Consider the following 25,001-nt stretch of genomic DNA (forward strand, 5'->3'; position numbering starts at 1 on the left):
GACGATGACCGGCCTCGAAACGGGCCACCAGGCGCCGCCGCCTCGAGGCGGCCGGGCATTCCGGCGCTTCGCGCGCAATCGGCTGGCTGTGGCCGGCCTTGTTGTCGTCGGCTTGCTGCTCCTGTTCAGTTTCGTCGGCCCGCTGGTCTACCAGACCGAGCAGGTGCATACCGACCTCGCCAACGCGAATCTTCGCCCGGGCACCGACGGACACCTGCTCGGCACGGACGACGTCGGTTACGACGTGCTGGGCCGGCTGATGGTGGGCGGGCAGACATCTCTGATCATCGGCCTGGCGGCGGGGTTGCTCGCGACCGTCATCGGCACCGCCTGGGGCGCGGTGGCCGGATACGTCGGCGGCCGGCTGGACGCGGTGATGATGCGGGTGGTCGATGCTGGCATCGCGATTCCGGCGCTGTTCCTGCTGCTGGTCGCCTCCGCCATCTACTCGCCGAGCGTGCCGATGATGATCGTCGTGCTGGGCCTGGTGTCCTGGCTGGTTCCGGCTCGGCTGGTGCGCGCGGAGGCGATGTCGCTGAAGAGCCGCGACTATGTGCTGACGCTGCGGGCCATCGGAGGCAGCCATCGCCGGGCCATCGTCCGGCACATCGTGCCGAACACGGTCGGCACGATGATGGTCAACGCGACGTTCCAGGTGGCCGACGCGATCTTGCTGGTCGCTTACGTCAGCTTCCTCGGCATGGGTGTGCAGGCGCCGGCGACCGACTGGGGCGCGATGCTGTCGAAGGGCGTCACCTACGCGTACTCGGGAGCGTGGTGGCTGATCGTGCCGGCGGGGCTGCTGATCGTGCTCGTCGTCGCGTCGTTCAACTTCATCGGTGACGGCCTGCGGGACATGTTCGAGGTCAGGGGGAAGAACCGATGAGCGAGACGACGACGCCGGTACTGCGGTATCGCTCGTTCGGCGTGACGTTTCCAACCGAGCAGGGCGACGTCGAGGCGGTCCGCGGGCTCGACCTGGACCTGTTCCCGGGAGAGGTTCTGGCGTTGGTGGGCGAGTCTGGTTCAGGCAAGACCGTGACCTCGCTGGCAGCACTCGGCCTCCTGCCGGCCTCGGCGCGGGTCCGGGGAACCGTGGAGCTCAACGGGCGTAACGTCCTCGACCTACGCGGTGAGCAGTTGCGCCGGCTGCGCGGCGACGAGGCATCCATGGTGTTCCAGGAGCCGATGACCGCGCTGAACCCGCTCGTGCGGGTAGGGCGGCAGGTCGCCGAGGTGCTGACCAACCACACGGAGTTGTCCCGGGATGCCGCCGCCACCCGCGCGGTCGAGCTGCTGCGGCAAGTGGACATTCCAGAACCGGAGCGCCGGGCCGCCTACTTCCCCCACGAACTGTCCGGCGGGCAGCGGCAGCGGGTCATGATCGCGATGGCGCTGGCCTGCAATCCCGACGTGATAGTGGCCGATGAGCCGACCACCGCGCTCGACGTGACCGTGCAGGCCGGCGTGCTCGAGCTGCTCCGAGATCTGCGACGAGACCACGGCGTGGCGATACTCATGGTCACCCACAACATGGGCGTCGTCGCCGATATCGCCGACCGGGTGGCGGTCATGTATCGCGGCGACCTCGTGGAGACGGGGACGGCGCGGTCGGTGCTGCTCGAGCCCGCACACGAGTACACCCGGTCCCTGCTGGGCGCGGTACCAGTGCTGCCCCGGCTCGAGGTGGATGTTCCCTCGAGCCGGGGCGAACAATCCGACGACGGTCATCCCAAGCCGGACAGGGTGGAGACACCTGCGTTGCGTCTCGACCAGGTGGTGGTGGAGTTCGGTGCCCGCGGGAAACGGTTCACCGCCGTCGACGGGGTAGACCTGCGGATCCACGCCGGTGAGTTCGTCGGACTGGTCGGTGAGTCCGGCTCCGGGAAGTCCACGATCGGTCGCTGCGCACTCGGACTGGTCCGCCCGTCGGCCGGAACGGTGCGGCTGTTCGGTGCTGACCCGGCGTCGTTCCGCGGCCGCGCCGCGCGCGCCGCCCGGCGCCGGCTCGGCGTGATCCTGCAGGATCCGGCGGCATCGCTCGATCCGCGGATGTCCGTCGGTGACAGCATCGCCGAGCCCATGGTGGTCCACCACACGCACCGGCGCCGTGAGCGAGCCGCCCGGGTGGCCGAGTTGCTCGAGAGTGTGCACCTGCCGGCATCGACAGCCGCAAGGTACCCGCATGAACTCTCCGGCGGGCAACGGCAGCGGGTCAGCTTGGCTCGGGCCTTGGCGCTGGACCCGGAACTGCTCATCGCCGACGAGCCGACCAGCGCGCTTGACGTGTCAGTGCAAGCCAGCGTGCTCGCGGTACTTGCCGAGCTGCAAGAGCGCTACGCGTTCGGTTGCCTGTTCATCAGCCACGACCTGGCCGTCGTCGACTCTCTGACGCACCGGGTCGCGGTCATGTACGCGGGCCGGATCGTCGAGCAGGGGCCGACCCGCCGGGTGCTGACGGCGCCGCGTGATCCGTACACACATCGTTTGCTCACCGCCGCGCCCGTTCCCGACCCGGTGGAGCAGCAGGATCGGCGCCAGGCGTGGCTGGCCGCACACCGGGCTCCGGCCGCATGACGGCTGTCGCACAGGTGGTCGGAGTCGATCTCGGTGGCACCAAGACCCGGTTCGTGCTGACCTGCGAGGATCTGACTGTGCGGGCCGGGCTCACCCGCCCGACGCCGGCCCTCGACGGCGCCGATGCGATGCTCACCACGGTGGTGGAGGGTGTCCGGGAGCTGGTTCGCGCCCGCGGGCCGGTAGCCGCGGTGGGCATCGGGACCGCGGGTGTCGTCGATCACGCCGGGGGCCGGATCGTGGCGGCCAGCGATTCGTTCAGTGGCTGGGCGGGTACCAACGTCGTCGACGTTCTGCGGGCGGAACTCGACGTGCCGGTCGTGCTGGAGAACGACGTCAACGCTTTCCTGTACGGCGAACGCAGCGGGGGCGCGGCTCGCGGACTACGCGACGTCATGGGGATCAGTCTCGGCACTGGCGTAGGCGGCGCGATCGTCCTCGACGGCCAGCTGTTCCGGGGCCGGCTCGGCGGCGCCGGCGAGATCGGTCATGTGCCCGGTTTCGGTGATGAGATGTGCACCTGCGGGCAGCGCGGTCACCTCGAGACGCTGGCGTCCGGGCGTGCGATCGCCCGGCGCTACCGGCAACACACCGGCGTCGATGTGGACGCGGCAGACGTCGCCGGGCTCGCCCGCGGTGGTGATCCGGCCGCGACCCGGACGCTCGCCGAGGCGGGGCAGGGTGTGGCACAGGCGGCGCTGATGGTGGCCGGCATCCTGGATGTACACGACGTCGTCGTCGGAGGTGGTGTGGCCCAGGCGTGGGACGTGCTGGGCGTCCACGTGCGGAGCGCCCTTGCGCAGGCGGAACCGGTGGGTGGGGCGACCATCACCATCCGCCGGGGCGAGCTCGGCGGAGACGCCGCGGCGATCGGGGCAGCGGCCCTGGCGCGATGCCGTTTTGCGCTCCCCGTCACTTCAGGTCGCGCCGGGTGAAAGCCACCACTCCGACGGCGATCACCGGAACGATGACCAGGAACGGTGCTCCGATCGCCTGCAGCGTCCATCCTTCCGTGAGCGGCGACGGCTGAAGGAACCAGTCCCACGGCGACATCCAGCTGATGCTCCCGAAGAGATCGACAAAACCGGAGAGCCCGAAGATGACGTAGGTGATCGTGGCGAGTCCGGCGCCAGCGGCGATCGCCGCCGCCTTGCTTCCGGTGGCGGCCCCGGCGGCGAAGGTCACCGAAGCGAACAGCAGCGCCATGAGGAAGGTCGCGACGCCGGTGGCAGCCAGATTCCCGACGCCGAGGTCGTCGAGCTCGAACGGCGAACGTAGCGCCACCAGCACCGCCGTCCCGACGAACGTCAGCAGCGCCAGCAGGATGCCGGTTCCGGCGAAGCGTTCGAGGGCGACCCGCCACCGGTGCACCGGATTGGCCAGCAGCGCCTCGAGGGTCCCCTCGCGCTCGGCACCGGCGATGCTCCAGGAGGCAACCCCGATACTGAACACCAGCAACAGGATCGGGAAGATGTTGGAGAAGAACTGGCTGTTCAGATATCCCGCCGGGGTGGTGATGCCGTCGGCGGCGCCCATCATCTGGGTGACGCCTTCCGGCAGGGATTCCATGAACTCGTCGAAGCCCGCGCCGGCATCCTTGACCGCGGGATAGCTTGCGGCGGTGATCGCCGCGAGCGCGGCGACGGCCAGCGACCAGAACAGCGTGCCTCGGCGGCGCTCGCGCAACATCTGGCCGAGAATGGCGCCTCGAGCCATCAGGTGTTCTCCTTCTCGCCGTCACGGTAGTACTCGAAGAAGACGTCTTCGAGATCGTCGTCATGGCTGACGATCCGCTCGACCCGGTGCCCGGCCACCCGATCGACAAGAGCAGCGACGCTGCCGTCGACCACCACTCGCGCGGTCCCGCCGTCGATGACGACTTCGGATACGCCTTCGACGTCGTCGAGCAGGCCGGCCGGAACGTCGTCAGCGAACCGAAGCTCCAGCCGCTGCCTGGCGACGTCGCGGAGATTGAAGATAGTGTCCTCGTGGACCAGCACGCCACGCCGGAGAATGCCGATGCGATCGGCGATGTCTTCGACCTCGGGAAGCGTGTGTGAGGAGTAGAGGACGCTTGCGCCGGCATCTCTTCGGGCCCGGACCAGCGAGAGCACGTCTCGCTGCAGCAGTGGATCGAGACCTGCGGTCGGCTCATCGAGGATCAGCACGTCCGGATCGTGCATGAACGCCTGCACGATCGCCACCTTGCGCCGGTTTCCGGTGGAGAGCTGGCCGATCTTGCGCGACGGATCGAGACTCAGCCGGTCACATAGATCCTGGATGGTCGGCCACGCCGGTCCGCCGCGCAGCTTGGCGTACCACGTGAGCAGGTTACGCACCCGAAGCCCGCGGTCGAGGGTGACATCGCCGCCGACGTAACCCACCCGGCTGCGAATGTCGAGTTCGCGAGCATGTCCGCCGAGCACTCCCACCCGTCCCTCGGTCGGATTGATGAAGCCCAGCAGGGCTCTGATGGTGGTGGTCTTGCCGGCCCCGTTGGGGCCCAGCAGCCCGTAAATCTCACCGGCGCTCACCTGCAGGTTCAGGTCCTTGACCGCAGTCAGGTTTCCGAACCGCTTGGTCAGCCCGTCGACAGAGACCAAGGTTCTCTCGGGCACATGAGCTCCTCTCGTCATGATCGCGGTACCCACAATGCCGTATTTGCCACTCTCGTGAGCACTGGCAGCTCAGAGATTTTCGGAGCGGTCCATGCACCAGGGATAATGGGCGCCGATGACCGAGCTGACAAGTACACCCGCACAGGCGCTAAGCCTCGGTGCCCTGAGCATCGATCCACCAGTGGTTCTCGCGCCGATGGCCGGTGTGACCAACGCGGCGTTCCGGCAGCTCTGCGCCGAGCAAGGCGCCGGCCTCTATGTCTGCGAGATGATCACCTCGCGGGGGATCGTGGAGCGCGACGAGAAGAGCCTCGGCATGCTCGTCTTCGCCGATGCCGAGGCGGTGCGCTCCGTGCAGTTGTACGGCGTCGACCCGCATTACGTGGGCGAGGCGGTGAAGATCCTGGCCGGCGACTACGGCGTGGCGCACGTCGACCTCAACTTCGGCTGCCCGGTGCCCAAGGTGACGCGCAAGGGCGGAGGAGCGGTACTGCCCTACAAGCGTGGCCTGCTCGACCGGATCCTCCGGGCGGCGGTCGGCTCGGCCGAGCCCTACGGCATCCCGGTCACCATGAAGACGCGAAAGGGTATTGACGACGACCACTTGACCTACCTCGACGCCGGCCGGATTGCCGAAGACGCCGGCTGTGCCGCGATCGCCCTGCACGGGCGCACGGCGGCACAGCACTACTCGGGGTCGGCCGACTGGGACGCCATCGCGCGGCTGAAACAGCACGTGGGCATCCCCGTGCTGGGTAACGGCGACATCTGGGAAGCGACCGACGCGGTGCGCATGATGGATCAGACCGGTGCGGACGGCGTCGTCGTGGGGCGCGGATGCCTGGGCAGGCCGTGGCTGTTCCGCGACCTCGCCGCGGTGCTGACCGGACGCCCGGCGCCGCCGCTGCCCACCCTGGGCGAAGTGGCCAGCATGATCCGGCGGCACGCGGAGTTGCTGGCCCAGTTGATGGGTGAGGACCGTGGCCTGCGCGACATGCGCAAGCACATGTCCTGGTATCTCAAAGGTTTCGTGGTGGGTGGCGAGATCCGTGCGGCGCTGGGCATGATCGACACCCTGGCACACCTCGACGACCTCCTGGCCGGGCTGGATCCGGACCAGCCTTTTCCGGTCAGTGAGATCGGCCTCGCGCGTGGACGGCAGGGCAGTCCACGCAAAGTGACATTGCCGGCCGGCTGGCTGGAAGACACCGACGGCGTGGACGACGACGTCTCCGCGGCCGAGATCGGTATCTCGGGCGGCTGAGCTTTAGCTGAGGGCATTCGCCCGGCACCTGCAAGCCCGCCCCGCCCGCGGCCTCGCTCCTCCCCACCTCGTGGTGATCATGAGCAAGATCATGCCCTCCCCTCCGTGATCGTGATTCTGCCGCCATAGCGACGCGAAGCCGCTCATGATCACGTGGCTTGTGGGCAGGAATCGCCTCACGATCACGGCCGCCCGCATTCGTGGCTGGCGATTGTGAACGCGAACATGACCGCATGCTGGAATGCCTGTCAGTGACATTGGTACTGACAGGTACGTACCTGATTCTGTGCCGTGGATCACGTGTGTAAGACCCTCGTTTTTCGCGTTCGGCACGGTCAGAGCCTTCAAGATCCAGTCAGTGAAAACAGCCGCCGACCATTTGGTCTAACAATGGCCTAATCGGCACTCCAGTCGGAAGCTGACCTCCGGTTATGCTCCGCGCAACATAGTGGTCATTTCGACCTCTTATCCGTACTCAGCGTCGATGTACGCCAGATCCGACCGCAGTCACGACTGGAGGGCCGGCCCGTGCAGCAGTACGTATTCGACTTCTCACAAGGAAGCAAAGACGAAAAGGACCTTCTCGGTGGCAAGGGCGCCAACCTCGCCGAGATGACCAAGCTGGGACTGCCGGTGCCGCCGGGGTTCACCATCACCACCGCCGCCTGCCGGCACTACCTCGAGACCGGCACCGAGCCGGAGAGCCTCGCCGCGGAAGTCGGCGCTCACCTCGCCGCATTGCAAGAGAACATCGGGAAGCGGCTCGGCGACCCGGAGGATCCGCTGCTGGTATCGGTTCGCTCGGGTGCCAAGTTCTCGATGCCCGGGATGATGGAGACAGTTCTCAACGTCGGCCTCACCGACATATCCGTCATCGGCCTGGCCGCACGTTCGGGCGACGAGCGCTTCGCCTGGGATTCGTATCGGCGGCTGATTCAGATGTTCGGTAGGACCGTGCTGGGCATCGATGGCGAGAGCTTCGACGAGCGCCTGGAGGCCCGCAAGAAGATCCGTGATGTCGACGCCGACGTGGATCTGGATGCCTCGGACCTGAAGGTGCTGGTGGAGGAGTACAAGGACATCGTCCTCGTCGAATCCGGACGGGAGTTCCCTCAAGATCCACGACAGCAGCTGGATTTGGCCATCCGCGCGGTGTTCGATTCCTGGAACACCGAACGTGCCCGGATCTACCGCCGACAGGAACGCATCCCGGATGACCTGGGCACGGCGGTGAATGTCTGCGCGATGGTCTTCGGCAACCTCGGCCCGGACTCGGGCACCGGTGTTGCGTTCACCCGTGATCCGGCCACCGGCGCGCAGGGTGTCTACGGCGATTACCTACCCAATGCGCAGGGTGAGGACGTCGTGGCAGGTATCCGTAACACGTTGTCATTGGCTGACCTCGAACGACTCGATGCGGCGTCGTACCGGCAACTGCTCGGCATCATGGAGACCCTCGAACGCCATTACCTCGACCTGTGCGACATCGAGTTCACCATTGAACGCGGCAAGCTCTGGATGCTGCAGACTCGGGTGGGCAAACGTACGGCGGCCGCGGCCTTCCGGATCGCCGCGCAGCTGGTCGACGAGGGCCTGATCGACGAGGATGAAGCGCTGTCGCGGGTGAGCGGCGCGCAGCTGGCCCAGCTGATGTTCCCCCAGTTCGACGCGTCGGCGCCGAGAGAACTGGTAGCCACCGGCATGGGGGCGAGCCCTGGGGCGGCGGTGGGGAAGGTCGCGTTCGACTCTGCCACCGCCGTGGCCTGGGCAGATGCGGGCGAAGACGTCATCCTTGTCCGCCGCGAGACCAACCCGGACGACCTGCGCGGCATGGTGGCCTCGCGGGGCGTGCTCACATCGCGGGGCGGCAAGACCAGTCACGCCGCTGTCGTGGCGCGTGGCATGGGGCGCACCTGTGTCGTCGGCGTAGATGCTTTGCGCGTCGACCACGGGCAGCGCTCGTTCTCCACGCCGGACGGGACCCGCGTCGTCGAAGGCCACGTGATCTCGATCGACGGCAGCACGGGTGAGGTCTTTCTCGGAGCCGTGCCGGTGGTTCCGTCGGCTGTTGTCGACGCCCTGCATGGCAACGGCGAGAGCGAGGCTCATGACGACGACGTGGTCGGTGCCGTGCTGCGGCTGATGAACCACGCTGACCAACGACGGCGGCTTGGGGTCCGGGCCAATGCGGACACGCCCGAGGACGCCCGCCGCGCCCGCCAGCTCGGTGCTGCCGGGATCGGGCTGTGCCGTACCGAGCACATGTTCCTGGGCCCGCGCCGGAAGATCGTCGAGCGGCTGATCCTGGCTCGCACCGCCGAGCAGCGCCACGCCGCGCTGGAAGAGCTGCGTCCGTTGCAGCGTACTGACTTCTCGGAGATCCTCGAGGCGATGGACGGGTTGCCGGTCACCATCCGGTTGCTGGATCCGCCGCTGCACGAGTTTCTGCCAGACCTCACCGACCTCGCGGTTCGGGTGGCTGTTGGGGAAGCCACCGGCAAGCCGGATGCCGAGGCGGCCGAACTGCTCGCTGAAGTGCAACGGCTCGACGAGACCAACCCAATGCTCGGGATGCGCGGCGTCCGGCTCGGACTGGTCATCCCGGAGCTGTTCGCCCTGCAAGTGCGTGCGATAGCGGAAGCGGCGGCCGAATTGCGGGGGCAAGGCCGCGATCCTCGCCCGGAGATCATGGTGCCGTTGGTCGCGGCCGTACAGGAGCTCGAGGCCGTACGGGAGATGGCGGAGCGGACCGTCGCCGACGTCGCCCGTGCCGAGGGAGTGGAGCTGTCGATTCCCATCGGCACGATGATCGAACTGCCCAGGGCGGCCATGACCGCGCACCAGATCGCCGAGGCCGCCGAGTTCTTCTCCTTCGGGACCAACGACCTCACGCAGACGACGTGGGGTTTCTCCCGCGACGACGTGGAGGCGACCTTCTTCCCGGCGTACCTGGAGAAGGGGATCTTCGGGGTCAGCCCGTTCGAGTCGATCGATGCCGAGGGGGTCGGCAGGCTGGTGTCCATCGCGGCGTGGGAGGGCAAGGAGCAGCGGCCCGACCTGAAGATCGGCGTATGCGGCGAGCACGGCGGCGATCCCGAGTCGATCCACTTCTTCGAGTCGATCTTGCTGGATTATGTCTCTTGTTCGCCGTTCCGGGTGCCGGTGGCGCGCCTCGAAGCCGGCCGGGCCCGGGCGGGCGCCACGCACCCGAACGGGACCGGTGCGAGCAGCCGCGGCGGCTCGTCCGCCTGAGCGCCCCGCCGCCACCTGCGGCCACAGCCGCCCGCAGTACCACCGGCACTGCCGCCGGCAGCGGTGATCGTCAGTGGGTTCTGGCTGTGGTGAGGTGATCGTCAGTACGTTGTGGTCGTGACGTCGCAACCACAACGTACTGACGATCACCGGGTCTGGCTTCCCCTTACTAGTGGAAGACCATGCCCTCTGGTAGATTTCGGGCGGATTTATGGAGAATTCCGCTGACGTCGGGGGCACGATGCGCGGTGCTGGGCGGGTAGGTGCGATCGTTGCCGCGCTCGTCGCCCTGCTGGTTTTGCCGGTTCAGCAGGCCGCCGGGCTCGGTTGCGCGGACGCCGGAGCCGTCGACATCACCGATGCGGTTCACGGCACCCTGTCCGCCGACTCGAAGACGTTGAGTGTCAGCGTGACCGACAGCTCCTACGTCCTCGCTGCGGTGGGCGTGAGAGGCGGCGGACAGTGGAAGCTGTACGTCGGTGGTCCGTACTCGGGCATGTCGGCTCCGCCGAATCGCGGTGGGCAGGCCCCGGCGATCAGCGACTGGTTCGCCTGTGGCCTGCGTGCCGACGAGCCGACTCCTACGCCCAGCCCGACCAGGACGCCGCGCATACCCACTCCGACGAACACAGCGCAGCCCACCGATACCCCGACTACCACCCCGACCGCTACGGACGACCCGACAGAGCAGCCGGACTCCACCCGGACGCCCGAGCTGACCGGCACCCCGGAACCCACCGGCGAGCCCTCGGACCCGCCGGGCACGGACCGATCGCCGGAGCCGAGTGTTCCGCCGGACGCGACGCAGACCCAGGTGCCCGTACCCACGACGATCCCGCTCGCCGGACCGCCGTCAGCTATTGGCACATCGACGAACAGCGTGCTGATCGTGCTCGGTGCCGGAGGGATGACAGCTGGAGGGATAGCGCTGTTCATGTGGCGCCGGCACCGCCATGCCTAGGTGGCTGCCCCGGCATCGGCGGGAGCGTCCGGCGCCGACGGTGTACACGCTGCTCGTCGCCGCGGGAATCCTCGTCGTCGGTGCCGTGTGGGCGGTGAGCGTCATGATCGCGTCGGACGGTTCGTCGCCGACGGCGCATCGCGACGCCGATTCCGGGGAGAACGCCACGACGCCCGGGGGCACGAGGCCAGGAGGGGATGCGCCGTATCACCTGCGGATTCCGCGGTTCGGTGTCCATGCGCCGATGGTGGAGTCGGTCAGCGACGACAATCGGGTTCTCACGCCGCCGGACGACCCTCTGGTCGCGGGCTGGTGGGGACAAGGCGCCGCACCGGGCGACGACGTGGGCGCCGTGCTGGTGGTGGGTCATGCCGGAGAACCGGAGGATGCGGTATTCACGGCCGTTCCGTCGATGAGCGATGGTGACCTCATCATGGTGACCGGTTCAGCGTCGCTGACGTATCGCGTCACCGAGGTGTTCGAGCTGACGTCGGGCGAGCTCGCGGAGCGGGCCGATGAACTGTTCGATCAGGACGGTCCACCTCGGTTGGTGGTCATCACGTCGGGCGGCTGGGACGATGACGGCGATGAGATCTCCGTCGTCCTCCTGGCCGATCCCATCTGACCTGCACCTTCGCCCGGTGATCGTGAGCGGATTTCTGCTCCCATCGGCCGACCTTCAGGGCGATATGTCCCTTATGTGGAGCAGTAATCCGCTCACGATCACCGATCAGGGGCCCTGGGTGGAGGCGGTCGCCGAGTGGCGATCCAGGAAGGCGTAGACGTCGGTGTCGTCGACCCCGGGGAAGGTCCCTGGAGGGAGCGCGGCCAGCAGATGAGAGTGAACGCGCGCGCTGGGCCAGGAGTGGTCCGCCCACCGCTCGGCCAGGCCGGCCGGGGGGCGGCGGCAGCACGTCGGGTCTGGGCACGTGGAGGTGACCCGATTCGTGGTCTCTCGCCCCTGGAACCACTTGACGTGGGCATACGGCACGCCCACATCGATGGCGAAGTCGCCGTCCGACGTGCGCTCGACGTGGGTGGTGCACCAGTACGTGCCGCGGCCCATGTCGGTGTACTGGTAATGCGAGGCGTAACGCTCGGGCGAGGCGAATACGGCGCGTGCGGCCCAGTAGCGGCAGACCAGCTGACCCTCGATGGCGCCGGTGACATCGGTGGGAAACGTGACGTCGTCGTTCTCGTACGCCTTGTAGATGATGCCGTCCTCGCCGACGCGCATGAAATGCACCGGGATCCCCAGATGGTGGGTGGCGAGGTTGGTGAAACGGTGCGCCGCGGTTTCGTAGGACACCGCGAAGGTGTCTCTCAGATCCTCGATAGCCAAGGCCTTGGCCGCCTTGGCCCGCTGGAGGAAGTCGACGGCGGCGGATTCGGGCATCAGCAGTGCCGCGGCGAAATAGTTCGCTTCGACACGCTGGCGTAAGAAGTCGGCATAGTTCACCGGCTCCTGGTGATCCAGAGCGAAGTGGCCGAGGGCCTGCAGCACGATGGTGCGCGGATCATGGCTGGCGTGGCTCGGCAGCGGAAGGTAGATGCGGCGGTTGCGCAGGTCGGTGATGGAGCGGGTGGCACGTGGCAGGTCTGCCGTGCGGTGCAGGGTGAAACCGAGATGTGCGGTGAGATCGTTGATGGCGCGCTCGGTGAGCGGGCCGGCCGTGTGCCCGATGGTGGCTGAGAACCCGGCCGCTGTTTTCTCGAGTTCGGTGAAGTAGTTGTCGCGGTCACGCATGTGCTGACGCAGCTCCGCGTTCGCCCGGCGGGCTTCTTCCGGCGTAGCGGCTTGCTCGATGGCGCGTCGTTCCAGTTCAGCATGGAGGCCGACCAGCGCTTCGAGGGCTTCGGTCGGCATCTTGCTGCTGGCATTCACGTGCGGCAGGCCGAGGCCGGCGTACAGCGGGCTGTTCTGGGCGCGCACTAGGGCGATCTCTAGGGCCGCGCGGTGCGAGGGAGCCTCGGGCTTGATCAGCTCCGCTACCTCGACCCCGAGAGCCACGGCCAGCGACTGGAGCAGGGCCAGGCGCGGTTCGCGCTTGCCGTTTTCGATCTGCGAGAGCAGAGAGGGCGCGCGGTCGACGGTCGCGGCCAAGGCGCCCAGAGTCAATCCCTTGGCCCGGCGAGCATGCCGGATCCGCTGGCCCAATGTGACGAGGTCGAGGTCGTCGTGATCGGAAAGCGGCATCTTTCTCCCTGGTGAAGAAATCAAAGAATTCACTCACTATAACCCTGGAAAGGCCTTCCTGGTGGGGTTCACAGTGTTGCCAATGACATTCTTCAACAGCAAGCCGTAGCCGGCGAGAAGCTGGCGTGCGGCTGGGAGCAAGGAGCACAGGCATGACGGTTGCACTCGAGGATCAACGCGACGAGGCGACACGCGAGAGTCGAGACGCCCAGGCCGGCGCGGGGAGCGGAACCGGGCCGACGGCGCCGGAGCGGATCGCCACCGAAGCCGCCGAGCTGGAGCGCGCATGGGCCGAAGACCCGCGCTGGCAGGGCGTGAGCCGCGCCTATACCGCGGAGGACGTGGTCCGTCTCCGCGGCACGGTCCGGGAAGAGTTCACCCTGGCCCGGCGTGGTGCCGAACGGCTGTGGGAGTTGTTGACGTCTCGCGACTATGTGCGTGCGCTCGGCGCCATCACCGGAAATCAGGCCGTGCAGATGGTGCGCGGAGGGCTCGAGGCGATCTATCTGTCCGGCTGGCAGGTGGCCGCCGACGGCAATACGGCGGGCCAGACGTACCCCGACCAGAGCCTGTATCCGGTCAACTCGGTGCCCACGGTCGTCCGGCGGATCAACAACGCCCTCCTTCGCGCCGACGAGATCACGTTCTCCGAAGGGACCGATCCGGGGTTCGACTGGCTGGCGCCGATCGTCGCCGACGCAGAGGCCGGATTCGGTGGACCGTTGAATGCGTTCGAACTGGCCAAGGCGCTGATCTCGGCTGGCGCGGCGGGCATTCATTACGAGGACCAGCTGGCTTCGGAGAAGAAGTGCGGTCACCTCGGGGGCAAGGTGCTGGTTCCGACGGCGCAGCATGTGCGCACGCTGAATGCGGCCCGGCTGGCTGCGGATGTCGCGGGGGTGCCCACCGTCGTCGTCGCCCGGACCGACTCCCTTGCGGCGAAACTGATCACCAGCGATGTCGACCCGGTCGATCAGCAATTCCTCACCGGTGAGCGCAGTGCCGAGGGTTTCTACCGGGTGACGCCTGGCGTCGGCCCCGTGGTCGCCCGCTCGCTCGCCTACGCCCCGTACGCCGATCTGATCTGGGTTGAGACGGGTACCCCGGACCTCGAACTGGCCCGGCAGGTGGCGGAGGCCGTCCATGAGCAGCATCCGGGCAAGATGCTGGCGTACAACTGCTCGCCGTCGTTCAACTGGAAAGCGCATCTGGACGACGACGCCATCGCCGGATTCCAGCGCGAGCTGGCGGCGATGGGCTACAAGTTCCAGTTCATCACGCTGGCGGGATTCCACCAGCTCAACTACGGAATGTTCGACCTCGCGCAGCGTTACGCGTCGTCGGGTATGACGGCCTACGTCGAGTTGCAGGAGCAGGAGTTCGCCGCCGAGCGGCGCGGCTACACCGGAGCCAAACACCAGCGCGAGGTGGGTACCGGCTACTTCGACCTGGTGGCCACCGCCCTGAATCCGGAGGGCGAGACCGTCGCGTTGCGGGGTTCGACCGAGGAAGAGCAGTTCCGCTGATCCGCGGTGATCGTGAGCAGGATTTCGCCCCGCACTCCGGTGATCGTGAGCGCTTCGCGGTCGCTATGGCGACCAGATTCCGCTCACGATCACCGATTGTCAGGGCGCGTTTCCGCTCACGATCACCGGGGCAGGGGGAGCAAGAACGATGGACGGACGACGACGAGATGAGACGACGACGAGATGAGACGACGACGAGATGAGAGGACGACGATATGACCACTGAACTGATCACCGAGAGCGCCCCCAGGCAGCGAGACACCGCCCGTACGGCGCCACACCTGCGTGCCGAGGGGCAGCAGGCTCAGCTTCCGCGCGTCGAGCTCACTGGGCCGGACGTTGCGCGTCAGGACGAGATCCTCACGCCCGAGGCGCTGGACTTCCTGGCGGCGTTGCACGTCAGGTTCTCCGGGCGGCGCGGAGACCTCCTGCGTCAGCGCCAGCTCTGCCGGGAACGTATCGCGGGTGGACAAGACCTCGACTTCCTGGCCGAGACCCGCCCGGTCAGGGAGGAACCGTCGTGGCGGGTGGCGCCTCCGGCCCCGGGTCTGGAAGACCGGCGGGTCGAGATCACCGGCCCGACCGACCGCAAGATGACCATCAACGCGATGAACTCCGGAGCGAAGGTCTGGCTCGCTGATTTCGAGGATGCCAACACGCCGCATTTCGACAACGTCGTGGGTGGTCAGGCGAACCTGTACGACGCGATCCGGCGCACCATCGACTACACCAGCCCGGAAGGCAAACGATACGAACTCGGCGAGACCACCCCGACGATCATCGTCCGGCCACGGGGCTGGCATCTGACGGAGAAGCACCTGAAGATCGACCGGGAGCCGGTGGCAGCCGCGCTGGTCGATTTCGGGCTGTACTTCTTTCACAACGCCCATGAGCTTGTGCGCCGCGGTGTGGGTCCGTACTTCTACCTGCCCAAGCTCGAGAATCATCTCGAAGCGCGGCTCTGGAACGACGTCTTCGAGTTCGCGCAAGATGCCCTGGGGATGCCGCGCGGCACCGTCCGGGCCACCGTGCTGATCGAGACGATCACGGCGGCGTTCGAGATGGAGGAGATCCTGTTCGAGTTGCGTGAGCATTCGGCCGGGCTCAACGCCGGGCGATGGGACTATATCTTCAGCCTGATCAAGAACTTCCGGACCCGGGGTGGGCGGTTCGTGCTGCCGGACCGCGCACAGGTGACCATGACGGTGCCGTTCATGCGCGCCTACACCGAACTGCTCGTGCGCACATGCCACCGCCGCGGCGCGCACGCCATCGGCGGTATGTCGGCCTTCATCCCGTCGAAGGATCCCGAGGTCAACGCTGAGGTCTTCGAGAAGGTCAGGGACGACAAGCGCCGCGAGGCCTGGGACGGTTTCGACGGTTCATGGGTGGCGCACCCCGGTATGGTCGACACCGTGCGGGAGGTGTTCGACGAGGTCCTGGGGGAGCGCCCGCACCAGATCGAACGCCAGCGCGACGACGTCCAGGTCCGGGCCGCCGATCTGCTCCGGATCGAGGCCACGCCCGGGCGGATCACCGAGGAAGGGCTGCGTACCAACGTCGCGGTGGCGCTCCGGTACCTCGAGGCATGGCTGGGCGGCCGCGGCGCGGTGGGGATCTTCGGTTTGATGGAGGACGCAGCCACTGCCGAGATATCCCGCTCGCAGATCTGGCAATGGATCGACTCCGAGGCGGCCATCGAAGACGGCACGCTGATCACCCACCAGCTGGTCGCGGATGTGGTGGCCCAGGAGACGGAGCGGTTGCGCGACGAAGTGGGCGACGACGCCGCGCGGGCGGCCCGGGTGGAGCAGGCGCGTGAGCTGTTCGAGCACGTCGCGCTCGGTCCCGACTACCCGACGTTCCTGACGGTCCCCGCCTACGCGTACTACGTCTGACGCGCCCCCAACTCCCGGTGATCATTGGCTTTTCACCCCCGCATCCGGTGGTCAAGTGCCAATGATCATCGGGTGAGGGAGGCGAGGATGTCCTCGGCGATGGCCAGCGAGGCGGTAGCGGCCGGCGACGGCGCATTGCGCACGCAGAGAATCCGGCCCTGCCGGCTGATCCGGAGATCGTCAACGAGGGTTCCGTCGGCGTCCATCGCCTGGGCGCGGATCCCAGCCGGAGCGGGCACGACGTCGCCGACTGATAGCTCCGGGATGTAACGACGCGCCGCACGGGCCAGCGCTCCGCGGCTCACCGAACCGTGGACCTCCCGCAGGCCGGTCTGCCAGTGACGTCGCGCGAACCGCCGGAACCCCGGCCAGCCGGCCAGCTGCCGGAGCTCACGGAGGTCGACGTCGCGTTTGCGGTAGCCCTCGCGAGCCAGCGCAAGCACTGCGTTCGGACCCACCAGCACGTTCCCGTCGACGCGTTTGGTCAAGTGAACACCCAGGAACGGAAACCGGGGATCCGGCACCGGATAGACCAGGCCGTTGACGAGATGTTTCAAGTTTGGCCGCAGAGCGCCGAACTCACCGCGGAACGGTACGATCCGGGGGAACTCGCTGTCCCCGGCCAGCCGCGCGAGCCGATCCGCGTGCAGGCCGGCGCAGATGATCACTTGGTCGAAGGTGCCGAGATGCTCGGCCGACTCCCCGGTCCGGCCGTTGACACGCACTCCCGTAGCCGACTGCTCGAAGCCAGTCACCTGCACCCCGGTGCGGATCTCGGCGCCATCGGCCGCAGCATCGGCGAGCATGGCCTCGGTGATCGCACGGAAGTCGACGATGGCCGTGGTAGGCGAGTGCAGCCCGGCGATGCCGCGTACATGTGGCTCGACCGCACGCAACCCGGCCGGGCCGAGCAACCGGACCCCAGGCACGCCGTTGGCCTGGGCCCGCTCAACGATGTCGTCCAGGCGGTGGCGGTCCCGTTCGTCCAAGGCCACCAGGATCTTGCCGCATTCGACGTAGGCGAGGCCGTGCTGCTGGCAGAACTCCCGGAGGAGCCGGATGCCACGTCGCGCGAGCCGAGCCTTCGCCGAGCCGGGGGTGTAGTAGAGACCGGCGTGCACCACTCCGCTGTTGTGCCCGCTCTGGTGCCTGGCCGGCTCGGGTTCCTTCTCCAGGACGGTCACACTTGCGTGAGCGTTGGCCTGGGTCAACGCGCGGGCGACCGCGGAGCCGATGATGCCGGCGCCGACGACGGCGAAGCCCCCGGGGGAAGTCATGTCAGAGACACTAGTGCGACGCCGGCGTCCGGGGCCGGAACGGGAACCCATGCGTGCTGTCCGCCCGCGTACTGGGTACTCTCAGGCTCGATGGACGGGTACATGGAGTCCGACCGGGAACGGTGGGCGATCGAGCCGGAAAAGCGGTCGTCGCGCACTGATTTCGAGCGCGATCGGGCGCGGGTGCTGCACTCTGCCTCATTGCGGCGGCTGGCAGCCAAGACCCAGGTGGTCTCTCCCGGCAGCGACGACTTTGTGCGCAACCGGCTGACCCACTCGCTCGAAGTAGCTCAGGTGGGACGGGAACTCGGCAAGGCACTCGGGTGCGATCCCGACATCGTCGACGCCGCGTGCCTGGCTCACGACATCGGCCATCCGCCCTTCGGTCACAATGGCGAGGCCGCGCTCAATCACATCGCGGCCCGGATCGGCGGATTCGAAGGAAACGCCCAGACGCTTCGCCTGCTGACCAGGCTGGAAGCGAAAGCGGTGCACCCCGACGGACGTTCCGCGGGCCTGAACCTCACCCGGGCCAGCCTGGACGCCGCTACCAAGTATCCGTGGCCGCGCAGCCAGGCCCACCCGAAGAAGTTCGGTGTCTATGAGGATGACGCCGAGGTCTTCTTGTGGTTGCGTGCCGGGGCGCCCGACGAGCGGCGATGCCTCGAGGCGCAGGTCATGGATTTCGCCGACGACGTGGCCTACAGCGTCCACGACGTCGAGGACGCGATTGTGGGGGGCCGACTCGAACCGGCACGTGTCCTCGACGATCCGGGGGAGCGCCGGCGGTTCGCCGAGCTGACCCAGGCGTGGTACCTGCCTGACGCCGAACTCGACGAGATACTCGAGACGCTGGATCAGATCCGGGCGATGGCTTTTTGGGTGGACAGCTACGACGGCCGGCGCTCGGCACTGGCCGCGCTGAAAGACATGACGAGCCAGTTCATCGGGCGGTTTGCCGAGCATGCCCAGCATGCGACCCATGAGGCCTACGGCGGCGGACGGCTGACCAGATATGCCGCCGACCTATGTGTGCCTCGCACCACACATCTCGAGGTGAACATCCTGAAAGGGCTAGCCGCGACCTATGTGATGACGGCTCGCGACCGAGCCGAGACCTACGGCGACCAACGCTCCCTGGTGGAAGAGCTGGTCGAGCAGATGCTGGATCGGGCGCCCGATGCGCTCGAACCCACCTATCGGGTGGATTGGAACAACGCACCCGACGACGACGCACGACTACGCGTCGTGGTGGATCAGGTGGCGTCGTTGACCGATGCGTCGGCGTATTTGCTGCATGCACGCCTGCACTCGACGCCGGCGTCCTGATCGGTGTAGCCGGCCCGTCCCCGTACCTGGGCGGTAGCCCGGGTGGCTATTGACGGGGCTCAGCGCCGGGACTTGTCTTTGAGCTCCTCTGCCTCGCGTTTCACTCCGCTCGCGGTGCGGTGGCCCTTTGCCTCGGCCTCGAACAGTTCGTCGGGCCTTTCCTCGGCCGATTCCGCAGCCGAGCGGTCAGTGTTACCTGCGACGTGCCTGCCCTTGTACTTGCCGGCCATGACATTCGCCTCCCCGTCGATGCGCTTGCTGGGCGTTGCGCTGTGCGTGTCGAGGTCCAGCGTTGCGAGGTGTACCGATACCCCGAACCGGAGATACAACACGTACAAGCGTACGACGCCACTGCGCTACATGACGGGATTTGGCGCAAATGCGCTGGTGGGCGGCGATTGCTGAAGGTTGTCCCGGGCGCCGGACCCCGGTTCACCGAGGAGATGCGGGTCAAATTCCGAGGTCGGGCAGCTCCTGCACACGGTCGAGGAGCGGCTGGAACAACTCCGCGCGCTCATCCAGCCGTTCCAGGACCTGAACGGCATCCAGCAGGAGCGTGCCGGGCTCGGCGGAGCCGTCGGCAACCGCCGACACCTCGTCCCAGGCGAGCGGCGTGGATACCGTCGGATTCTCACCTGCGCGTAGCGAGAATGGCGCCACCGTGGTCTTGTGCCGGCTGTTCTGGCTCCAGTCGACGAACACCTTCCCGCGTCGTCGCGCCTTGGTCATGCGTGAGATCACGGTGTCGGGATGCTGCTGTTCGACGAGCTGGGCCACGGCGTGGGCGAACGGTTTGGTCTCGTCATACGTCACGGTGGTGTTGAGCGGCACGGCGAGGTGCAGGCCCTTCGAGCCGGACGACTTCACGAGTGCTTCGAGACCGACGTGCCCGAGCAGGTCGCGGATCCAGAGCGCGACTCGGGAGCATTCGGTCAGGCCGGCGCCTTCGCCGGGGTCGAGGTCGAACACGATCATGGTGGGCCGCTCGACGTCGTCGGCACGCGCGAGCATCGTGTGCATCTCCAGATCGGCCAGGTTGGCTGCCCACATGAGCGTCGGCAAGCTGTCGATGACGACGTAGTTCACGGTGCGCTGGTTGCTCTCACTCCAGATCGGCGCGGTGGTGATCCAGTCCGGATGCCCCTGCGGAGCCTGTTTCTCGTAGAAGAACTCGCTGTCGACGCCGTTGGGGTAGCGCTTCATGGTCAGCGGGCGCCCGTCCAGATGCGGGATCAGGGCCGGGGCGAGCGCGCGGTAGTACTCGATGACCTCGCCCTTCGTCGTCCCGGTCTTCGGGTAGAGCACCTTGCCGAGATTGGACAGCTTCAGCCTGCGGCCCTCGATGTCGACCTGTCCCTCGGTCAGTTCCTCCGGGGCCTCGTCCGCGGTATGGGATGGGGCGGCGTCGGCGGATTCCTCGGCGGCGGAGTCGTCCGCCTTGTCGGGAGCGGGTTCGGGAAGCTCCCGCACCACTTCGGTGGCGGGCTTGTCGTCCCGAAGTCCGCGGTAGGTGGGGTGCCGCATGGTCCCGGAGTCGGTCCATTCGGCGAAGCCGACCTCGCAGACGAGTTGCGGCTCGACGAAGACGGTGTCCTTCGTCTGCGGCTGCCGGCCGGTGAACGGGCTGTCCGCGCGCCGCAGCGGTTCCAGCCGCTCCCGGAGCATCCGCAAGGTCTTGGCGTTGAAGCCGGTGCCGACCTTGCCGGCATAACGCAGCGTTGTGCCGTCGTCTTCGTAGTACCCGGTCAGCAGCGCCCCGAGCTCGCTCTTGCGTTGACCTTTGCCAGCGGTCCAGCCGCCGATCACTACCTCTTGGCGTCGCACGTTCTTCACCTTCAGCCAATCGCGGCTGCGCCGGCCGGGCTGGTACGTGCTGGTCAGCCGCTTGGCGATGATGCCTTCGAGGCCCTGCGCCCGGCTGGCCTCCAGCAAGACCGAGCCGTCACCTTGGTGAGTAGGCGGGACGTGCCAGCTGGCGCCTTCCAAACCGAGTGCTTCGAGCTCACGACGGCGCTCTTGGTAACTCAGCCGCATCAACGAACGCCCGTCCAGATACAGCAGGTCGAAGATCACGTAGGTGACCGGTATTTCGCGGCGGCGCTGGCGAATCACCGCCTCGTCAGTCAGCTGGAGGCGGGGCTGCAGCTTCTCGAAACTCGGCCGGTTGCCGTCGAAAGCGACCAGTTCACCGTCGAGCACCACGCGGTGCGCGCCGAGATGACGGACCAGCGAGCCGATTTCGGGGTATTGCTGAGTGACGTCGCGGCCGTTGCGGTTCACTAGGCGCAGCTTGCCCGGCTCGCTGTAGGCCAGCGCGCGGATGCCGTCCCACTTGATCTCGTAGCCCCACGCCTCGTCGTCGGGAGGAAGCTCGGACAGTGTCGCTTTCATCGGTTCGATCGCCTCGGGCGACGGATCCTGTCCGGCATCCGGCGGGTCCATCCGGTGGATCAGCCAGTCCTTGCTGTCGGCGTCCTTGCCGATGGGGAAGAGCGCGAACTTGCCCCGGGCGCGCTTGCCGTGTAGACGGACGATCACCTCGGAGTCTCTGAACTTCTCCGCTTCGTACGTGCCGTGGTCCCACACTGTCATGGTGCCGCCGCCGTACTCGCCGGCCGGGATCTCGCCCTCGAAGGTGAGGTATTCGAGCGGATGGTCCTCGGTGTGAACCGCCAGCCGGTTCTGCTTGGGATCGTCTGGCAGCCCGCGTGGGAGCGCCCACGACACAAGAACGCCGTCACGCTCGAGGCGCAGATCCCAATGCAGCCGCCGGGCATGGTGCTCCTGGATGACGAACCGGTTGCCGCCCTGCTCAGGTTCGTCGTCGCCGCGTGGCTCGGGGGTCTTGTCGAAAGAGCGCTTCCGGTTGTACTCGCTCAGCTTCTCGGGCGGAGGCATGCTCTAGTTCTTACCCGAAATCGCCGTGCGGCGTACGTCCAGCCGTTTCGCGGAGTGTCGGCCAGCACGTGTGACCACTGCGTATGAGGATGTCGTGAGCGTCGATTAGCCGTTGCGACAGTGGGTAAGCGGTGGCGAGAGGTGTTGAACAGACCGAGACGAGGAGGTGCCATGGCTGCGAAGACCATCCGTGAGGTGATGACCGGCGGCCCGACGACGGTCGAGGCCGGTGCGCCGATCAGCCAGGTGGCGCAGATCATGCGTGACGAGGGTATCGGTGACGTGCTGGTGACCGATTCGACAGGCTTGATGGGTGTGGTCACCGACCGCGACATCGTGGTGCGCGCTCTCGCGGGGGACGCCGGCGGTGACCCCAGAAACACCACTGTTGGCGATATATGTAGTCGTGAACTGGTGACTGTGAACGCGGACGCCGACATCGACGAAGCGATCCGGTTGATGCGTACCCACGCAATGCGGCGGCTACCCGTCGTGGATGGTGGGCAACTGACCGGGATCGTCTCTATCGGCGACCTTGCTGTGGATCAGGACCGGCGTTCCGCGCTGGCCGATATCAGTATGACGGCTCCGAACTCCTGAGCTGCCTGGCCCTAGGCCCGCTCTGCCGGTGTCGGCCGGGCCTGGTGCCCCTACCAGCGGCCGGTTCGACGAAAGGCCGATCGCCGGTTGCCTCAGCTGTCATCGGCTGGGTGCGTGTCCCTCCGTGTCAGATGCTGCCCACAGGCAGTACCCGCCGGGCCGTCGCGCCAACACCCGGCGGGCATGGCCCGGTGCGCTGCACTGTTGTCAGCGCCTCGACCACGGAGAGTTCCCTGTTGTCATTCGTCATGGTTTCGCCCGATTGCCGGTGTGAAGGGCTCAGCCGGGGGTATCGGAATGAGACAATAGGAGGTGGTCATCATGTCCCTGGGCAACCCACTCGACCGCGTCCCCTGGTGGGTCTGGGTTCCTCTGCTCGCGCCCCTCGCGCTCGTGTTCACGGTCATGCTCGGCTGGTTCCCCGTGGTCGCGGGTCTGATCGGGTGGCTGGTGGTGCGGCTACTGCGGCAGCAGCCGCGGCGGTTGAGCACACCTCAGGTGAACGAATTGGCGGGGCAGCCGGCGGAGGTCATTGAACCGATTCTGCACACAATGTCGAATGAGGATCTGTGCCGGCTCTGGGAGAACTCGAGCCGAGCTGTACGGTCCGCCTATCTTCCGGCGTCGATCAGTTCGCATGTGCGGCTGCGTCAGGCTTTGCTGGACGAAATGGAGCGACGTGACCCGGAAGCGATGGATCGGTGGCTTGCCGACCGCCCGGATCAGTCCGACCCGAGAACCTACATCGACGAATCGTGACCGGGACGGCCCGTTCTCGAACGAGCTCCCAGAATTCAGTTCGCGCAGCGGGGTAGGAGGACGTCATGAGCCTCACGCATGTCAAAGGTCCGGAGCCGGCCGAGATCGGCTCGCGCGAGCACGCGTTGGCGAGACTGTGGGCGCAGGCCGAAGAGCGATCCGATCAGGTCATCTTGAAGAGCCCGGCGGACCAGGGCTGGAACGAGATGACCTGGAGCGATCTCGTGGAGAACGTGCGCTCGCTGGCCGCCGGCCTGGTGGCTGCCGGGGTGGAGTCCGGCGATCGGGTCGGTTTGATGAGCCCCACCCGCGTGGAGTGGACACTCGCTGACCTCGGGATTCTGGCGGCCGGGGCCATCACCGTGCCGCTCTACGACACCAGCTCCGCCGACCAGGTCCGCGGCATCCTTTCCGACGCGGGCGCGCGGCTGGTGATCGTGGCGGACTCCGACCTGGCCGACCGCGTCCGGGAGGTGAGCGATGCCGAGATCGTCGTGATCGACGACGGCGATCTCGACGGGTTGCGCCGCCGCGGCGGGGCAGCCGAACACGATGAGGCCGACCGCCGACGAGACGCCCTGACCACCGACGACGTCGCGACCATCGTGTACACATCCGGTACCACCGGCGATCCGAAGGGATGTGTGCTCACCCACGGAAACGTGGCGTGGACGATCCGGCAGACCCGTGATTACCTCGACGACGTGCTCGGCCAAGGCGGATCACTGCTGCAGTTCCTGCCGCTGGCGCACATCTTCGCGCGGCTGATCCAGTTCGTCTGTCTCGACTCGAACGTGACCGTCGGTTTCCCGGAATCGCCGCAGGATCCGCGCGACGACATTCGCTCCTTCCAGCCGACGCTGTTGCTCGGGGTGCCGCGAGTGTTCGAGAAGGTCTTCGAGGCGGCGCGCCGGCAGGCGAGTGGGCCGGTGAAGAAGGCGATGTTCAACGCCGCTGTCTCCACCGCTCAGGCCACGTCGATGGCCGAACGACCGGGACCGGTGCTACGGGCCAGGCGGGCCGTGGCGGACCGCCTGGTCTACGCCAAGCTGCGCAACGCGCTCGGTGGGCACGTCCGATACTGTGTGTCGGGCGGAGCGCCGCTGTCGACTGATCTCGCCCACTTCTATCGCGGTGCCGGTGTTCCGATCTTCGAAGGGTACGGGCTCACCGAGACGACCGCGCCGGCCACGGTGAATGTGCCGGATGCCGTCCGCGTCGGCTCGGTCGGCCGTCCGCTGCCCGGGGTCGAGGTCCGCATCGACGACGGCGAGATCCTGGTCAAGGGCCGCAACGTCTTCGAACGGTACTTCCACGAGGACGGGCGCAACGACGAGGACTTCGATGGTGAGTGGTTCCGCACCGGCGACCTGGGCGAACTGGACGACGATGGTTTCCTGTTCGTACGCGAACGGAAGAAGGAGCTTATTGTCACCGCATCCGGTAAGAACATCGCACCGGCTCCGCTGGAGAACGCCATTTCCAGCCATGAGCTCGTCTCCCAGGCGATGCTGGTGGGCGACCAGAAGCGGTTCGTCGCGGCGCTGGTCACCCTGGACGAGGACGAGGCGCGTTCGTTCGCGAAGAAGCATGATCTGCCGGACGACACGTCCGCGCTGAAAGAAGACGAGACAGTGCGGGCCGAGGTGCAGCAGGCGATCGACGAGGCCAACCAGAAGGTGTCGCGGGCTGAGTCGATCCGGGAGTTCGTGATTCTGGACCGGGAGTTCACCGAACGGGACGGCGAACTGACACCGACGATGAAACTACGCAGACGCGACATCGCCGAGCATTTCGCCGACGAGATCGACTCGATCTACGCTGCGTGAGTCGCCGTGCGAGGCG

The 25,001-nt window shown here is 67.1% G+C and carries 20 protein-coding genes; 13 read left to right on the forward strand and 7 right to left on the reverse strand.

Annotated features, from left to right (window positions below; genetic code table 11):
* Positions 1-4 precede the first annotated feature (4 nt).
* From F7O44_RS06860 to F7O44_RS06870, 3 genes are read left to right on the forward strand one after another with little or no spacing between them, the layout of a single operon-like run.
* Positions 5-886, forward strand: coding sequence for an ABC transporter permease (locus F7O44_RS06860; RefSeq protein WP_343073851.1), 882 nt, complete (start codon positions 5-7; stop codon positions 884-886).
* The gene (locus F7O44_RS06865; protein ID WP_162449495.1) at positions 883-2,577 is read left to right on the forward strand and encodes a dipeptide ABC transporter ATP-binding protein; all 1,695 of its coding nucleotides are present in this window, start codon (positions 883-885) and stop codon (positions 2,575-2,577) included. Before F7O44_RS06860 ends, F7O44_RS06865 begins: the two co-directional genes overlap by 4 nt.
* Positions 2,574-3,512, forward strand: coding sequence for an ROK family protein (locus tag F7O44_RS06870; protein WP_162449496.1), 939 nt, complete (start codon positions 2,574-2,576; stop codon positions 3,510-3,512). Before F7O44_RS06865 ends, F7O44_RS06870 begins: the two co-directional genes overlap by 4 nt.
* Here F7O44_RS06870 and F7O44_RS06875 read toward each other — a convergent pair.
* Entirely contained in the window at positions 3,490-4,293 is an 804-nt protein-coding gene (locus F7O44_RS06875; protein ID WP_162449497.1) for an ABC transporter permease subunit, read from the reverse strand. The two genes, F7O44_RS06870 and F7O44_RS06875, sit on opposite strands and share 23 nt — an antisense overlap.
* Entirely contained in the window at positions 4,293-5,195 is a 903-nt protein-coding gene (locus F7O44_RS06880) for an ATP-binding cassette domain-containing protein (RefSeq protein ID WP_162449498.1), read from the reverse strand. The genes F7O44_RS06875 and F7O44_RS06880 overlap by 1 nt, the downstream gene beginning before the upstream one ends.
* A gap of 115 nt (positions 5,196-5,310) precedes the next feature.
* Here F7O44_RS06880 and dusB point away from each other — a divergent pair, with 115 nt between their 5' ends.
* The 4 genes from dusB (at position 5,311) to F7O44_RS06900 (ending at position 11,297) form a co-directional block, all read left to right on the forward strand.
* Entirely contained in the window at positions 5,311-6,459 is a 1,149-nt protein-coding gene (gene dusB, locus F7O44_RS06885) for a tRNA dihydrouridine synthase DusB (protein ID WP_162449499.1), read from the forward strand.
* A gap of 528 nt (positions 6,460-6,987) precedes the next feature.
* A complete protein-coding gene (ppdK, locus tag F7O44_RS06890) occupies positions 6,988-9,711 on the forward strand; it encodes a pyruvate, phosphate dikinase (protein ID WP_162449500.1) in 2,724 nt (907 codons plus the stop codon).
* 211 nt (positions 9,712-9,922) lie between these two features.
* Positions 9,923-10,672, forward strand: coding sequence for a hypothetical protein (locus F7O44_RS06895; RefSeq protein WP_162449501.1), 750 nt, complete (start codon positions 9,923-9,925; stop codon positions 10,670-10,672).
* A complete protein-coding gene (locus F7O44_RS06900; RefSeq protein ID WP_162449502.1) occupies positions 10,665-11,297 on the forward strand; it encodes a class F sortase in 633 nt (210 codons plus the stop codon). Before F7O44_RS06895 ends, F7O44_RS06900 begins: the two co-directional genes overlap by 8 nt.
* 105 nt (positions 11,298-11,402) lie before the next feature.
* Here F7O44_RS06900 and F7O44_RS06905 read toward each other — a convergent pair whose 3' ends face one another.
* Positions 11,403-12,869 (reverse strand): helix-turn-helix transcriptional regulator, encoded by a 1,467-nt coding sequence (locus F7O44_RS06905; RefSeq protein WP_162449503.1) that lies wholly within the window; start codon positions 12,867-12,869, stop codon positions 11,403-11,405.
* 152 nt (positions 12,870-13,021) lie between these two features.
* Here F7O44_RS06905 and aceA point away from each other — a divergent pair, with 152 nt between their 5' ends.
* Positions 13,022-14,395, forward strand: a complete 1,374-nt coding sequence (aceA, locus tag F7O44_RS06910) for an isocitrate lyase (protein WP_162449504.1) — start codon at positions 13,022-13,024, stop codon at positions 14,393-14,395.
* A 215-nt stretch (positions 14,396-14,610) separates the two neighbouring features.
* On the forward strand, positions 14,611-16,293 hold the full coding sequence (aceB, locus tag F7O44_RS06915) for a malate synthase A (protein ID WP_162449505.1): 1,683 nt from the start codon (positions 14,611-14,613) through the stop codon (positions 16,291-16,293).
* Between the two features lie 65 nt (positions 16,294-16,358).
* Here the strand turns inward: aceB and lhgO are convergent, their stop codons facing one another.
* The gene (lhgO, locus tag F7O44_RS06920) at positions 16,359-17,570 is read right to left on the reverse strand and encodes an L-2-hydroxyglutarate oxidase (protein WP_162449506.1); all 1,212 of its coding nucleotides are present in this window, start codon (positions 17,568-17,570) and stop codon (positions 16,359-16,361) included.
* Between the two features lie 90 nt (positions 17,571-17,660).
* On the opposite strand from lhgO, the gene F7O44_RS06925 reads away from it, so the two are divergent.
* Positions 17,661-18,899 carry a deoxyguanosinetriphosphate triphosphohydrolase gene (locus tag F7O44_RS06925; RefSeq protein ID WP_162449507.1) on the forward strand — a complete coding sequence of 413 codons (1,239 nt, stop codon included), beginning with the start codon at positions 17,661-17,663 and terminating at the stop codon, positions 18,897-18,899.
* 59 nt (positions 18,900-18,958) lie between these two features.
* Here the strand turns inward: F7O44_RS06925 and F7O44_RS06930 are convergent, their stop codons facing one another.
* Positions 18,959-19,228 carry a hypothetical protein gene (locus F7O44_RS06930; RefSeq protein WP_162449508.1) on the reverse strand — a complete coding sequence of 90 codons (270 nt, stop codon included), beginning with the start codon at positions 19,226-19,228 and terminating at the stop codon, positions 18,959-18,961.
* Positions 19,229-19,349: 121 nt separating this feature from the next.
* Entirely contained in the window at positions 19,350-21,797 is a 2,448-nt protein-coding gene (ligD, locus tag F7O44_RS06935) for a DNA ligase D (RefSeq protein WP_162449509.1), read from the reverse strand.
* Positions 21,798-21,968: 171 nt separating this feature from the next.
* Between ligD and F7O44_RS06940 the strand changes: the two genes are divergently transcribed.
* Positions 21,969-22,397 (forward strand): CBS domain-containing protein, encoded by a 429-nt coding sequence (locus F7O44_RS06940; RefSeq protein WP_162449510.1) that lies wholly within the window; start codon positions 21,969-21,971, stop codon positions 22,395-22,397.
* A 127-nt stretch (positions 22,398-22,524) separates the two neighbouring features.
* On the opposite strand, the gene F7O44_RS30960 is transcribed toward F7O44_RS06940, so the two are convergent.
* Complete coding sequence (locus F7O44_RS30960) at positions 22,525-22,647, reverse strand: hypothetical protein (protein WP_281353459.1); 123 nt, start codon at positions 22,645-22,647, stop codon at positions 22,525-22,527.
* Between the two features lie 71 nt (positions 22,648-22,718).
* On the opposite strand from F7O44_RS30960, the gene F7O44_RS06945 reads away from it, so the two are divergent.
* Together F7O44_RS06945 and F7O44_RS06950 are read left to right on the forward strand one after the other, a co-directional pair.
* Positions 22,719-23,156, forward strand: coding sequence for a hypothetical protein (locus F7O44_RS06945; RefSeq protein ID WP_162449511.1), 438 nt, complete (start codon positions 22,719-22,721; stop codon positions 23,154-23,156).
* A 65-nt stretch (positions 23,157-23,221) separates the two neighbouring features.
* Positions 23,222-24,985, forward strand: coding sequence for an AMP-dependent synthetase/ligase (locus F7O44_RS06950; RefSeq protein ID WP_162449512.1), 1,764 nt, complete (start codon positions 23,222-23,224; stop codon positions 24,983-24,985).
* Positions 24,986-25,001: the final 16 nt, after the last annotated feature.

This window comes from Phytoactinopolyspora mesophila, assembly GCF_010122465.1.
GTDB lineage: Bacteria > Actinomycetota > Actinomycetes > Jiangellales > Jiangellaceae > Phytoactinopolyspora > Phytoactinopolyspora mesophila.